Annotated in this window: 14 protein-coding genes; 5 read left to right on the top strand and 9 right to left on the bottom strand. The window is 62.4% G+C overall.

Going from position 1 to position 14,033, the window contains the following annotated elements; genetic code table 11:
* Positions 1–24 precede the first annotated feature (24 nt).
* The 4 genes from HX839_RS13055 (at position 25) to HX839_RS13070 (ending at position 5,165) form a co-directional block, all read left to right on the top strand.
* Positions 25–2,430: a TonB-dependent receptor gene (locus HX839_RS13055; RefSeq protein ID WP_177067145.1), complete on the top strand. Its 2,406-nt coding sequence runs from the start codon at positions 25–27 to the stop codon at positions 2,428–2,430.
* A 222-nt stretch (positions 2,431–2,652) separates the two neighbouring features.
* Positions 2,653–3,624, top strand: a complete 972-nt coding sequence (locus tag HX839_RS13060) for a type III secretion protein (protein WP_177023251.1) — start codon at positions 2,653–2,655, stop codon at positions 3,622–3,624.
* A gap of 84 nt (positions 3,625–3,708) precedes the next feature.
* The gene (locus HX839_RS13065; protein WP_023658960.1) at positions 3,709–4,053 is read left to right on the top strand and encodes a hypothetical protein; all 345 of its coding nucleotides are present in this window, start codon (positions 3,709–3,711) and stop codon (positions 4,051–4,053) included.
* A gap of 497 nt (positions 4,054–4,550) precedes the next feature.
* Entirely contained in the window at positions 4,551–5,165 is a 615-nt protein-coding gene (locus HX839_RS13070) for a hypothetical protein (RefSeq protein WP_008432744.1), read from the top strand.
* Between the two features lie 46 nt (positions 5,166–5,211).
* Here HX839_RS13070 and HX839_RS13075 read toward each other — a convergent pair whose 3' ends face one another.
* Together HX839_RS13075 and HX839_RS13080 are read right to left on the bottom strand one after the other, a co-directional pair.
* Positions 5,212–6,363: an MFS transporter gene (locus HX839_RS13075; RefSeq protein WP_177067146.1), complete on the bottom strand. Its 1,152-nt coding sequence runs from the start codon at positions 6,361–6,363 to the stop codon at positions 5,212–5,214.
* Positions 6,364–6,641: 278 nt separating this feature from the next.
* Positions 6,642–6,887, bottom strand: a complete 246-nt coding sequence (locus HX839_RS13080; protein ID WP_177067147.1) for a hypothetical protein — start codon at positions 6,885–6,887, stop codon at positions 6,642–6,644.
* 92 nt (positions 6,888–6,979) lie between these two features.
* On the opposite strand from HX839_RS13080, the gene HX839_RS13085 reads away from it, so the two are divergent.
* Positions 6,980–7,801, top strand: coding sequence for a helix-turn-helix domain-containing protein (locus HX839_RS13085; protein WP_177048443.1), 822 nt, complete (start codon positions 6,980–6,982; stop codon positions 7,799–7,801).
* Here the strand turns inward: HX839_RS13085 and HX839_RS13090 are convergent.
* Genes HX839_RS13090 through HX839_RS13120 form a run of 7 tightly spaced genes read right to left on the bottom strand, consistent with a single transcriptional unit; the run spans position 7,743 to position 13,939 of the window.
* Entirely contained in the window at positions 7,743–8,963 is a 1,221-nt protein-coding gene (locus tag HX839_RS13090; RefSeq protein ID WP_177067148.1) for a sugar MFS transporter, read from the bottom strand. The genes HX839_RS13085 and HX839_RS13090 overlap by 59 nt on opposite strands.
* A gap of 51 nt (positions 8,964–9,014) precedes the next feature.
* Positions 9,015–9,362, bottom strand: coding sequence for an L-rhamnose mutarotase (locus HX839_RS13095; protein ID WP_003219515.1), 348 nt, complete (start codon positions 9,360–9,362; stop codon positions 9,015–9,017).
* Positions 9,359–10,132, bottom strand: a complete 774-nt coding sequence (locus tag HX839_RS13100) for an SDR family oxidoreductase (protein ID WP_177041751.1) — start codon at positions 10,130–10,132, stop codon at positions 9,359–9,361. Before HX839_RS13100 ends, HX839_RS13095 begins: the two co-directional genes overlap by 4 nt.
* Positions 10,129–10,989: an amidohydrolase gene (locus HX839_RS13105; RefSeq protein ID WP_023658957.1), complete on the bottom strand. Its 861-nt coding sequence runs from the start codon at positions 10,987–10,989 to the stop codon at positions 10,129–10,131. The genes HX839_RS13100 and HX839_RS13105 overlap by 4 nt, the downstream gene beginning before the upstream one ends.
* Before the next feature lie 37 nt (positions 10,990–11,026).
* Entirely contained in the window at positions 11,027–12,304 is a 1,278-nt protein-coding gene (locus HX839_RS13110) for an L-fuconate dehydratase (protein WP_008432761.1), read from the bottom strand.
* Between the two features lie 20 nt (positions 12,305–12,324).
* Positions 12,325–13,170, bottom strand: coding sequence for a fumarylacetoacetate hydrolase family protein (locus tag HX839_RS13115; protein ID WP_177067149.1), 846 nt, complete (start codon positions 13,168–13,170; stop codon positions 12,325–12,327).
* A 28-nt stretch (positions 13,171–13,198) separates the two neighbouring features.
* Entirely contained in the window at positions 13,199–13,939 is a 741-nt protein-coding gene (locus HX839_RS13120) for an SDR family oxidoreductase (protein ID WP_177029070.1), read from the bottom strand.
* Positions 13,940–14,033 lie beyond the last annotated feature (94 nt).

Raw genomic sequence — 14,033 nt, forward strand, 5'->3', positions numbered from 1 at the left:
TGCGATCACAGGACTACGTTCGACGTGAAAAAACTCGCCATGAAAAACAATAAATCATCCCGCTGGGCACCCCTCGCCCTGGCGCTGGCCGTCAGCGCCGCACTGCCGGCGGCCTATGCTGACGATGGCATTCATATCCAGGCCCAGTCCCTGGGTTCGGCCTTGAGCCAATTGGGTCAGCAGACGTCGCTGCAAGTGTTCTTCAGCCCCGACATGGTGGCCGGCAAACAAGCCCCGGCCGTCGACGGCAACCTGTCGCCCGAACAAGCGCTGCGCCAGTTGCTGCAGGGCAGCGGCCTGGATTACCAGATCGATGCGGGCTCCGTGACCCTGCGCCCGCTGGGCAAGGGCACCGGCGAAGCCGGTTCGCCGCTGGAGTTGGGTGCCACCGACATCAAGGTGGTTGGCGACTGGCTCGGCGACGCGAATGCCGAAGTGGTGCAGAACCACCCGGGCGCGCGCACCGTGGTGCGCCGTGAAGCCATGGTGGAGCAGGGCGCGATGAACGTCGGTGACGTGCTGCGGCGCATTCCCGGGGTGCAGGTACAGGAGGCCAACGGCACCGGTGGCAGTGATATTTCCCTCAACGTCGGGGTACGCGGCCTGACCTCGCGTCTGTCGCCACGCTCCACGGTATTGATCGACGGCGTACCGGCAGCGTTTGCACCCTACGGCCAGCCGCAGTTGTCGATGGCGCCGATTTCCTCCGGCAACCTCGACAGCATCGACGTGGTGCGTGGCGCAGGCTCCGTACGTTATGGACCACAGAACGTCGGCGGCGTGATCAACTTCGTCACCCGGGCCATCCCGGAAAAATTCTCCGGCGAAGTCGGCACCACCCTGGAAACCGCGGCCCACGGCGGCTGGAAACACATTGAAAACGCCTTCATCGGCGGCACCGCCGACAACGGTATCGGTGCTGCGTTGCTGTATTCCGGGACCAAGGGCGATGGTTACCGCGACCGCAACAACTCCAACGACATCGACGACGTGATCTTCAAGACGCACTGGGCGCCGACCGATCAAGACGATTTCTCGCTGAATTTCCACTACTACGACGCCAGCGCCGACATGCCCGGCGGCCTGACCCAGAAGCAGTACGACGCCAACCCGTATCAATCGGTACGTGACTGGGACAACTTCAATGGCCGGCGCAAGGATATGTCCTTCAAGTACATCCGGCAGATCGACGACCGCACCCAGGCTGAAGTGCTGACCTACTACTCCGACAGTTTCCGCGGCAGCAACATCGCCAACCGCGACCTGAAGACCCTGGGTTCCTACCCGCGCACCTACTACACCTTCGGCATCGAGCCGCGTGTGTCCCAGGTATTTGACCTGGGGCCGAGCACCCAGGAAGTCAGCGTCGGTTATCGCTACCTCAAGGAAGGCATGCACGAGCAGGCCACCAGCCTGGCGCTGGTCAACAACGTGCCGACGCCCGTGGGCCAGAGTGACGGCCACGTGTACCAGGACCGTACCGGTGGCACCGAGGCCAACTCGTTCTATATCGACAACAAGATTGATATCGGCAAATGGACCGTCACCCCGGGCATTCGCTTTGAGCAGATTCGCACCGAATGGCACGACCGTCCGGTGGTAGGCCTCAATGGCGCCACGGTTCAGGAGAAACGTCGCGAGATCCACAACAACGAACCGCTGCCGGCCTTGAGCGTGATGTACCACGTCTCCGATGCCTGGAAGCTGTTTGCCAACTACGAAACCTCCTTCGGCAGCCTGCAATACTTCCAGCTGGGCCAGGGCGGTAACGGCGACCAGACCGCGAACGGCCTGAACCCGGAAAAAGCCAAGACCTACGAAATCGGTACCCGCTACAACGACAGCGTCTGGGGCGGCGAAGTGACGTTGTTCTACATCGACTTCTCGGACGAGTTGCAATACGTCAGCAACGATGTGGGCTGGACCAACCTCGGCGCTACCAAGCACGAGGGCATCGAAGCGTCGGCCCATTACGACCTGTCGAACCTCGACCCGCGCCTGGACGGCCTGACCGCCAACGCCGGCTTCACCTACACCAGGGCCACCTCCGAAGGCGACGTTGCCTTCAAGGGCCGCGACTTGCCGCTGTACTCCCGTGAAGTGGCCACCCTGGGGCTGCGTTACGACATCAACCACTGGACCCACAACCTGGACGTCTATGCCCAGTCCGGCCAGCGTGCGCCGGGCACCGGTACCACCTACATCACCCAGCCGACTGCTGATGGCCAGTACGGGGATATTCCCGGCTACGTCTCGGTCAACGTGCGCAGCGGTTATGACTTCGGTGCGCAACTGTCGAACCTGAAGCTGGGCGTCGGGGTAAAAAACGTGTTCAACCAGGAACACTACACCCGCTCCAGCGACAACAACTCCGGGATCTACCTGGGTGAACCGCGCACGTTCTTCGTGCAGGCCAGCGTCGGCTTCTGATGCGTGCCTGATCCCAGGTATCGACAGTGACGAGGGGGCGCAAGCCCCCTCGCCATAGCCCTTCTTCCTACTCTTTTTCTAACGATTTTCTGCGTCCGCAGGAACTGAATCCGACAGGTCTACCACACAAGGAGGTGCCCACTTTCCATGGGATACCTTGTATCGCCGAGGTGTCTTTGAGCCGGGAGTGAATCGTGTCAATACGCCGAACTGGAGATGCCTATGTCGGTAACCTTATCCAACTCAACTGTTGCCAACCCCTCTGATAACGCCGCGCAGCCGCATACTGATGCCGCCACATCGACGCAGTCACGCTCACGCTCCGGGCAGGGGTCGATCCACATCAGCTTCAACTTGCCACAGAATGGGATCGGCCCGGGATATTCGAATTGGACGACGACGCAGAGCACGATGGATCGCCATGGTGCCGCCAACAACTCATTCCGGGCGTCCTATGCAAACTCGTTCCTGGGCGGGCTGATCGGACAGCTTCAGGACTTTCTGCACAAGCTGTTCAATCCGTTCCGGCCTCACCCCGGTTATGGTCGTCCTGATCCTTCCATTCCACTCAGGCCTCTTCCCGGACACTGCCGTCCGACCCCCTGCAAGCCTGACCCGGGATACGGTCGCCCGGACCCACACTTTTCGAGGCAAACCCCCGATCAACTGGGGAACCTCCTCAAGAACAAATTTGATGCGTTCACGGTGCCGGGCCAGCCCTTCATCACAAAACAAAGCCTGGAGGAGATGGCGGGCAGACGGTTGACCAACGACCAGGACCGTAATGAGAACATTCTGTTGGCCCGGGAACTGCTGCGACGCCCAGACGTAATACAAGCCTTTGACCGAGCCGGCAGGACCGGTGATCTGGATGGTCGAATCTCCCGGCGGGACCTCAACGCCGTGCTCGACTCCGGCAACGCCTTGAAGTACAAGACCGACAAACAGCTCGCCGAACAGATGTTGAAGGACTTCGACGCCCTGAAGGGTATCTGGAGCCGCTCCATCAGTATCAAAGATTTGAAAAAATTGGCCGCATCGTCGTCGAGCGACCCAAAGCAACAGCGGCTCATCGAGTTGGCCAAGGAAGTCACTCAGCGCTCAAGCCTGTTAACGCTGATGGACTCTCTTGACCGGTATGACGGCAAGATCGGCAGAGCCGCCCTGCGCCACCTCTCTCTGAACCTGTTTTAGCTCGATCACGCCGCGACCCTCTCGCGGCGTGATGACCTGCCTTGATCAATCCGCTGCTTTCAAACTCTCAGCCAGGGCTCAGACATGGCTACACCTTCGTGTGGATCGCACAATCCTGGCTATCAGCCAGCCTGTCTTGCGCCGACGGGCAGCGATACCCTGCAACCGCCCCCCGTTGCCGCACCGGGCAAACGGTGCGAAGAGGGCGCCGAAGCCCGGCGAGTGAAGAACTTCACCGGGCAGCACACGTTCCAGGCGCCGGCGGCTGACGACTTCATCAAAGGCATGTTGCCGCACGGGCAGTTGCCTGCCTCCCACGCGCCTGGGTTACGCCCGTTGCGCGCGGTGATGGGCGCTATGGTCGCAGCGATCAAAGACCTTTGGCAGGAGACAAAACCGACCTCGCCAGGGTCTCGAAAAGCCGACTGATTCTTCGGTTTTTACATGTTGTCATTGGAGCGCTGCTCTATCTCGGAACCATTGCCACCGGCACACCACACACCTTTGGCCTGTTTTCACCTGAGCGATACGGCGATTGCCGGGATGATGACCAGGTCAATGTGGAACCGGAAATTGGTGGAGATGAATCATGACAATCAACGGCGGGTCGGTCTGCCAGCACCTCGGTGCTACACCCTGTATTGCCCCGGCACTGGACGGCGGTACACGGGCAATTCACGCCGCTTCAAGTGAACCCGGTGAGGCTGCGCGAAAGCACAGCCATCAATCCGGCGGGGCGCCTGTCCGCTCATCAGGCTATCGGCCTCCTTTGCGGGGGGAGAGTCACTGCAGGAGTCTGCTGCAACACCTGGGGCTTCAGAACGAAGTGGCCAGCCGCCTCCGCGGGCCCAATCCCTACATTCGTTTGCCGGACAGCGATTTGGTGAGCGCGGCGAACGCCCAATTTGCCATGCTGAAAAAACTCCATGAGAACTGACGGACTGAAGCTGTCTTCACTGCAACGAATCGCCAGTAAAAAGCTCGGTGCCAGCCGAGAGGCCGACAGCGCTATCCTGCTTGCCAAGGCGATCATCCAGCGTCCGCGCCTGATCGATGCGATCCTCGACCAGGACGGCTACATCACCCGCGAAAGCCTGGCACAGGCCGAGAACGTCGTGTTCGGCAACAGCGATCCCAGTGCCTTCAGCCCGGACCCTTTCCACACAAAAAACAATGCCGATCTCGTCCGCCTGTTCAAGGAAATGTTCACCGAGTTACGGGACCGGTCGCGGGACCGCATGGGGTTTTTCGAGCAGATCTGCTACGTCAATATCGAGGTGCTGGCGATGATGAGCAAAGACCCGGATGAGCTCGACAGCCATGGCCAAGTTGTACTGGACCCGGCCACGGGGCTACCGAAGAAGAAGTACGACGAACAGCAGGTGTACATGGCGAAAAACCTTGTGGACCGGCCGGGCTTGTTGCGGTCGCTGGAAAACACCGCCGACAGCGGTCGGCGAATTTTCGGCAGTCATCACCAGGCGGGCTGGCTCAGCAACAAAACCCTTGATCGCTGGCTGGAACTCCAGAAAGCCAAATGACCCCGGGTTGACGCCTCAATATACGAGGCGTGATGGGGCTGGGTGGTCAGACCCGCAGTATTTTCCCGCTGATCGCCACACCGATCAGCAGTACGGCAATCAGCACAAAGGCAGTGCTCAAGCTGCTGCCATGGGCGATGAAGCCGATCACCGCAGGGCCGGCGAGAATGCCGGTGTAGCCCAGGGTGGTGATGGCGGGCACCGCAATGTGTTCCGGCATGACGGTCTGCTTGCCGACGGCGGTGTACAGCACCGGTACGATGTTCGAACACCCGGCACCGACCAAAGCATACCCCAGCAGGGCGGTTTCCCACGCAGGGAATAGCGTCGCCAACAGCATGCCGCCGGCGGCGAGCGCGCCACCGAATACAATCACCCGGGTTGCGCCCAGGCGGCGAACTATCCTGTCGCCGGTAAGGCGCCCGACGGTCATGGTCAAGGCAAAGGCTGCGTAGCCAAGGCCCGCATAGGCTTCGTCAAGGCCGCGCTCGGCGCTCAGGAACACCGCGCTCCAGTCCAGCACGGCGCCTTCGGCAAGAAACACGATGCAGCACAGGCAGCCGATAAACAGCACCACGCCGTGGGGCACGGCAAAGGCCGGCCCGGAGCTTTCACTGCCGTAAGGCAGCAGGTGTGGCCCGGCCTTGAGCAAGGCCACTACGATGACGACGATCACGGCGAGGGTGGCCTGCAACGGCGACCAGCCCAACCCCAGCAGCCCGCTGACACCTGCCGCCCCGACGATCCCGCCCAGGCTGAACAGCCCGTGGAAGCCCGACATCATGGTCTTGCCGCTGGCCCGTTCGACCATCACCGCTTGCAGGTTGACCGTGGAGTCCACCGTGCCCAGGCCGGCACCAAACACAAACAGCGCGGCCATCAGCAACGGAATCGAGGTGACGGTGGCCAGCATCGGCAGGCCCAGGCAGATCAGGAGGGTGCCGCCGGTGGCCACTCGCCGGATACCGTAGCGCGACGCCAGGGCCCCGGCGACCGGCATCGCGATCATCGAGCCCACCCCCAGGCACAACAGCAAAAGGCCGAGGGTGCCCTCATTGAGTTGGGCGCGGACCTTGGCATAAGGCACCAGTGGTGCCCAGGCGGCGATGCCGAAGCCGGCGATGAAAAACGCGATGCGGGTCGACATTTGTTCCAGCCGCCCGGGTACCACGGGCGCTGGGGTGCTGATGGCGGTCATGAAAAATCCTTGGTTTTGCGTTCAACGAACGATGTGCAGCGCAACATCCTTGCACATCAGGCCGTATCGAGCGAGCCGGGTTCCCTTGGCATGCCTGAACACAGGGCCAAACATTTTTTCCAGGATCATGGAACGCGACGGGCCTTTCCAACCACTATCAGTTCGTAGGACAAGTAACCACTTGAGGTGCGAGGTGGCCTGGAAGGTGCGTAATCCCCGCGAGAACTGGTGAACCCCGGGCTTCCAGCGACGGATTACCACCTTCCAGGCCGATCCTCTCACTTCAGCAGCCGCGCCAGTTTCGCATCCCGCACCTGCAACACTTCAAACAAGCCCAGGGCCTGCAGGGCGGGGAGGGCTTGCAGGATGTCCTGTTCGGCCAGCAAGCGCTGCTCGTCCGGGGTGGCCAGATCGCACCAGGTTCTGGCGTTGGCGAGGAATGCGCCCACCGTGCCCTTGCGCACGGTCACGCCATTGAATTGGCCTTGGTCGAGATGGTCGGGAAGCACGTCTTCTGCACGCATGGCGGAGCCCTCAATGAATGAATCCGCAGTCTGGGCGTGCGCAAATGGCTACACTGCCTTATCCAGGTCATTCAATACGGTAAAGCTGCCATATGCCGTCAACACTCGTTTCAGCCCAGCTCGCCAATGCGACCGGCGGTCCGTTGCTGGTGGCGACGTTGCGCAGCAGTCCGGTAGCACGCACCACGGCCCTTCATCAGCATGCCCGCGGGCAATTGCTCGGAGCCCAGCGCGGGTTGTTGTCGGTGCAGGCGGCGCACCAGCATTGGGTAGTACCGGCCACCCACGCGGTGTGGATTGCCCCCGATTGTTCCCACGCCTTGCGTTCCCACGGGCCGTTTGATGGCTGGAGCGTGTATGTCGAACCCCAGGCATGCGCAGGGCTGCCCCGACAGACGTGCGTTATCGCCACGTCGGCCTTGTTGCTGGAAGCCGTCAGGCGCGCGGCAACCTGGAGCCAGGCGCTGCTCGAGCCGCCTCAGTCACGGATCGCCCAGGTGATCCTTGATGAAATCGCCGGGTTGCCCCAGGAGCCATTCGGCTTGCCGCTGCCCCGGGACCCGCGCCTGTTGCGCATCGCCCAGGCGCTGGCCGACAGTCCCGACGACAACCGCCTGCTGGAACACTGGGCGCAGTGGGCCGGTGTCTCGCCGCGCACCCTGGCCCGGCGGTTTGTTGCCGAGACCGGTTTCACCTTCAGCCAGTGGCGCCAGCGCGCGCGATTGTTGCGCGCCCTGGAGTTGCTGGCGGCGCATGCACCCGTGACCCGGGTTGCGCTGGACCTGGGTTATGAAAACGTCAGTGCCTTTATTGCGATGTTCCGGCGTACGTTCGGGACGACGCCGGGGCGGTACTTCACGGATGGCGCAAGCGACTACGGGCATACACCGCCACAATCACGAAACACCCCATAGGCAACAGGTAAGCCAGCGCCACCGTGCTGTTGTCCGCCACCTTGCCCATCAAGTAAGGCATCAGGGCGCCGCCGACGATCGCCATGATCATGAACGAACTGCCGCGCTTGGTGTGCGGCCCGAGGTTCTTCACGCCCATGGCGAACAGCGTCGGGAACATGATCGACATGAAGAAGAACACTGCGATCAGCGCGATCACCGAGATACCTTCCAGGCCGATCACCACCAGGCCGCACAACGCGATATTGATCAGCGCATAAATCAGCAGCAGCTTCCGCGCGCTGACCCGGCCCATCAGCCAGGTACTGAAAAAGCGCCCGAACATGAAGGCCAGCATTGCGATCGACAGCAGGTAGGCGGCTTGCTGATTGCCCATCTGTGCCCAATGCTCGGTGACGTAGTTGATGAAAAATGCGCCGACTCCGACCTGGGCCGCCACATAGAAAAACTGCGTGATCACCCCACCGACAAACTCCCGGTGCTGCCACAGACCTTTGCCGGCCGTCGGTTGCAGTGCCTGTTCCTGGGCGCGCAAATCCGGCAGCGGCGTGCGGGCGATCAGCAGCGCCACCAGCAGTACCAGAACCGCGATCACCACGTAGGTGGTCTGCAACGAACTCATGTCCGAGGCCGGTGTGCTGCCGGCGCTGAAGAACATCGCGCCGCCAATCAGCGGGCCGAAGAACTGGCCAAGGCCATTGAATGATTGCGCCAGGTTCAACCGCCGCTCGGCGCCCTGGGGTTCGCCCAGCACGGTGGCATAGGGGTTGGCAGCGGTCTCCAGGCAGCCCAGGCCGCAGGCGATGACAAACAGCGCGAACAGGAAAAACGGAAAGCTCGCCGCCGCAGCCGCCGGCATGAACAGCAGCGCGCCCGTCGCATACAGGCACAGGCCCAGCAGGATCCCGGCCTTGTAGCCGTGGCGGTCCATCAACAACCCGGCCGGCAAGGCGATCAGGAAGTACGCGCCGAAATAGGCGCTTTGCAACAGCCCGGACTGGGCCTTGCTGACGTGCAGGACTTCCTGGAAGTGCTTGTTCAGTACGTCGAGCAAACCGTAGGACAAGCCCCAGAGGAAAAACAGACTGGTCACCAGCATCAGCGCCCAGCGATAGGTCGGCACGGCACGGGTGCCTGGCAGGTGTGTATCTTTGCTTAACATGACGCTTCTCCTGTTGTTTTTATGGGATCAAGGCGTGCGATGCAGCGGGTATCAGGGTTGGTCGGTAAGGCAGAAAATCTGCTCCAGGGGCTGCCATTTGCCGCCGGGGTCAGTCCACGGCGTGGGGGCCTGGAAGCGCCACATCAGGGTTTCCCAGGCTTGCACGTCGGGGTTGGCGCGTGCAGCGTGGTCCAGCCCTTCGAAGCTGAACCCGGCCGCGGTGTCCATGACCATGAACAGCCGCGTGCCCAGGCGCCAGATCTGCATTTCCAGGATTTGCTGGCTGCGCAGATGCTCTGCCACGGCAGGCCAGATGCGTCGATGCAGCTGCTGGTACTCGGCGATCAATGCCGCATCGTCGATCAGGTCCAGGGCCAGGCAGTAACGTTGGCCGCTCATGTCAGCGCCCGGTCGAGGTGGGTGTAGCCTCCATCCACCACCAGCCACTGTCCGGTGGTGTGGGAGGCGCGGGGTGAGAGCAGGAACAGCACGCTGTCGGCAATTTCCTCGGGAGTGGTCATCCGTTTGCCCAAGGGGATTTTTTCGACGATGGCGGCGAGCTTGGCCTCGGGGTTGTCGAAGCCGTCGATCCAGCGTTGATACAGCGGCGTCAGCACCTCGGCGGGCACCACGGCATTGACCCGGATGCCGAACTCCAGCAAGGAGGCGGCCCATTCCCGGGTCAGTGACAGCTGCGCACCTTTTGCGGCGGTATAACCGCTGGTACCGCCCTGGCCGGTGAGGGCCGTCTTGGAGCTGATATTCACGATTGCCCCGCGGCTGGCCTTGAGGGCATCGAGGCACAGGTGGGTCATCAGGTAGTAATGAATCAGGTTCTTTTCCAGGGATTCGACGAAGGCTGCACGGCCCGCATCCAGGCCCACGCCGTCGTTGACCCCGGCGTTGTTCACCAGGCCGTCGATGCGTCCGAAATGTCGCAACACTTCGTTGACGGCTGCGCGGCAGGCGTCCTCATCGCGCAACTCGACACGGATGAAGTGGCTTTGACCGTGCTGCTCAAGCTCGGCCGCGAACGCCGCGGACAACGGTTGATGACCGAAAATCACCGGGATTGCGCCTTCGGCAATCAACCCCAGGGAAATGGCGGCGCCAATCCCCGAGCCGCCGCCGGTGACGATGATCACGCGGTCCTGCAAATGCAGATTCATGGGCAATTTCCTTCAAGGTGATAGACCCGCTGGGCCGTGCCGCCCCAGATGGCCTGCTGTTCATCGGGCGACAGTGGGCCGAGGGTCTGTTGCAGCAATTGGCAGGTGCCCTGGTATTCCCCGGCCAGCAGGCACACCGGCCAGTCCGAACCGAACATCAGGCGCTCGGCGCCGAACAATTCCAGCGCCAGTTCGATGTAGGGGCGCAGGGCTCGGGCGTTGCGTTGCTCGGGCCCGGCTTCGGTGAGCAGGCCCGACAGCTTGCAACTGACATGGGGCAGGGCGGCCAGTGGCGCCAGGTGTTCGGCCCAACCGACGGGGCCGTTGGCGATGTCCGGTTTGCCCAGGTGGTCCAGCACCAGATGATGCCGGTCGTGGCGCTGGCACAGGGCTGTCGCGGCGTCGAGGTCGGCGCAGCGGATCAGCACCTCGTAGACGTAGCCTTGTTGCTGCAGGTGCTGCAGGCCACGGGAGAACCTGGCGTCGGCCATAAAGCTGGCAGGCGTAGGCTCATCCTGAATCTGATGCCGAAAGCCCTTGAGTCCCGGTGCGTCGCGCCACTGTTCCAGGTGCTGTTCCAGGCGTGGGTCGCACAGGTCGACCCAGCCGACGACGCCGAGTATCCATGGGTGCTGCCGCGCCATTTCCAGCAGCGCGTCGGTTTCCTGCTCACCGGCGCGGGCTTGCACGGCAATGCAGCCATCCAGGTCGGCAGCGTCGAGCAACGGCCGCAAGTCCTGTGGGAGAAAGTCCCGCCGCAGGTCAGCCTCAGCCGTACCGATCCACGGATAATCAGCGGCCCGGTAGCGCCAGAAATGCTGGTGCGCATCGAGCCTCAAAGGTGATGGGGACGACATTGTTATTGTGCTCCGTCCATTCAAATTGCGGTTCAGCTCACGGCCGGTGGCGGTATTGCTCCCGGGACGCGGCTTTCATCTGGATCGAAAAGCCCGGCGCCTTCGGCGGCAGATAGGCCGCACCGCGCACCACGCAAGGTTCCTCGAAATGCTCGTGCAAATGGTCGACATACTCGATCACCCGGCCTTCGTGGGTGCCGGCAATGCACAGGTAGTCGATCATCGACAGGTGCTGCACGTACTCGCAAAGCCCGACACCGCCGGCATGCGGGCACACGGGCAGGCCATATTTGGCCGCCATCAGCATCACTGCCAGCACCTCGTTCACCCCACCCAGGCGGCAGGCGTCAATCTGCACCACATCAATGGCTTCGCGCATGATCAATTGCTTGAAGATGATCCGGTTCTGGCACATCTCGCCGGTGGCGACCTTGACCGGCGCCACGCCCAGGCGAATCTTGCGATGGCCCTCGATATCGTCGGGGCTGGTGGGTTCCTCGATGAACCACGGCTTGGCAAACGCCAATTCGCGCACCCAATCGATGGCGGTGTCGACTTCCCACACCTGGTTGGCGTCAATCATCAATTGGCGGTCCGGGCCCAATACTTCGCGGGCGATGCGTACGCGCCGCAGGTCATCCTGCAAGTCGTGGCCGACCTTGAGCTTTACGTGGTTGAAGCCGGCATCCACCGCTTCCTGGCACAGCCTGCGCAGCTTTTCGTCGCCGTAACCGAGCCAACCGGCGGAGGTGGTGTAGCAGGGGTAGCCATTGGCTTGCAGGTCGGCCAGGCGTTCAGCCTTGCCTTCGGCGCGTTGGCGCAGCAAGGCCAGGGCTTCGCTGGAGGTGATGCAGTCGGTGATGTAGCGGAAATCGATGCAGCGCACCAGCTGTTCCGGGCTCATGTCGGCGACCAGGCGCCACAGGGGTTTGCCTTCGGCCTTGGCCCACAAGTCCCACGCGGCATTGACGATCGCGCCGGTGGCCAGGTGGATTGCGCCCTTGTCCGGGCCGATCCAGCGCAACTGGCTGTCACTGGTGACATGCCGCCAGAAGCGGCCCATGTCTTCGGCGATCCATTCCAGGGTCAAGCCCACCAGCAGCGGCTGCATGGCCTGGATCGCCGCGCAGCAAATCTCGTTGCCACGGCCGATGGTGAAGGTCAGGCCATGGCCTTCAAGGGCCGGGTTGTCGGTCTGCAAAATCACATAGGCGGCCGAGTAGTCCGGGTCCGGGTTCATGGCGTCGGAGCCGTCCAGGGACTGGGACGTAGGAAAGCGGATATCTTCGACGCGAATCGCGGTAATGGTAGTCATGAACGGCTCCTAGTCTCTTGTCAGGCGTCGACCGTGGTCTGGTTCTGTTCGCCGAGGCCTTCGATACCCAGGCGGATTTTTTGCCCGGGCTTGAGGTAGACCGGCGTGGGCTTGACCCCCAGGCCGACACCGGGCGGGGTGCCGGTGGAAATCACATCCCCCGGTTGCAGGCTCATGAACTGGCTGAGGTAGCTGATCAGTTTGGGGATCTGGAAAATCATCGTGCGGGTGTTGCCGTTCTGGTAGCGGTGGCCGTCGACTTCCAGCCAGATCGACAGTTGGTGCGGGTCGGCGATCTCATCGCGGCTGACCAGCCAGGGGCCGAGCGGGCCGAAGGTGTCGCAGCCCTTGCCCTTGTCCCAGGTGCCGCCGCGTTCCAGCTGGAACTCGCGCTCGGAGACATCGTTGATCACGCAGTAGCCGGCCACGTGCTGCATGGCCTGGCTTTCCTCGATGTAGCGGCCACCCTGGCCGATCACCACCCCCAACTCCACTTCCCAGTCGGTCTTGGTGGAGTGGCGGGGGATTTCGATGTTGTCGTTGGGGCCGACGATGGCGCTGGTCCACTTGTTGAAGATGATCGGTTCGTCAGGGATGGGGGCGCCGGTTTCGGCAGCGTGATCGGCGTAGTTCAGGCCGATGCAGATGAATTTTCCTACCTGGCCGACACAGGCGCCCAAACGCGGATTGCCCGGTACCAGGGGCAGGCTCGCGGGGTCGAGTTCTTGCAGGCGAGCGAGGTTTTGCGGGAGCAGGGCGTCACCGGCGATATCACTGATGTGAGCGGACAAGTCACGCAGACGTCCATCAGCGTCCAGCAGGGCCGGGCGTTCCTGACCTTTTTCACCATAGCGCAGCAATTTCATGAGCAATCCTCTTATTGGAAGTGGGCGGTCAGTTGCTCCAGCCGCCGTCAATGATCTGGGTGGTGCCGGTGGTAAACGCGCTGGCATCGGAGCCAAGGTACAGCGCCAGCTGGGCAATTTCCTGGGGCGTGCCCAGGCGTCCCATCGGCTGGCGGGCGGTGAATGCGGCGTATACCTCGTCCTGTTGACGGCCTTCATGGCGGGCTTGTTCGACGATGCGTTGCTGCAGCGAAGGCGACTCCACGGTGCCCGGGCAGATAGCGTTGCAGCGGATGCGCTGGGTGACAAAGTCGGCCGCGACGGATTTGGTCAGGCCGATGACGGCCGCCTTGCTGGCGCAATAGGCAAAGCGGTTGGGCACGCCCTTGAGGCTGGAGGCCACCGACGACATGTTGATGATCGAGCCGCCGCCCGCCGCCAGCATCCCCGGCAGAAACGCGCGGATCATGCGGTACATGGCGGTGACGTTCAGGTCCAGGGCAAACGTCCAGTCGCTTTCCGGGCATTCGAGAATATTGCCGGCATGCACCACGCCTGCGCAGTTGAACAGCACGTCCAGAGGGCCGATCTCGGCGGCAAGGCGTTGGATGGCGCTGGCGTCGGTGACATCCAGCACCACCGTTTGCGCACCCGGCAAGCCGGCGAGCGCCTGTTGATTGATGTCGGCTGCAATCACTTTGGCCCCTGCCGCCAGATAGGCTTCGACGCTGGCGCGGCCAATGCCCTGGGCGGCGGCGGTGATCAGCACGCGTTTACCGGTGAGGTCCATGACAGACTCCCTTGATTATTGTTATTGGCTCAATGGTCAGGCCATTGAGGGCGTGAAACACCTGCATCTGCGGCATAGCGAACCCTGGTGGGTT

Origin of the sequence: Pseudomonas sp. I8001 (genome assembly GCF_013385345.1) — a bacterium.
Lineage (GTDB): Bacteria > Pseudomonadota > Gammaproteobacteria > Pseudomonadales > Pseudomonadaceae > Aquipseudomonas.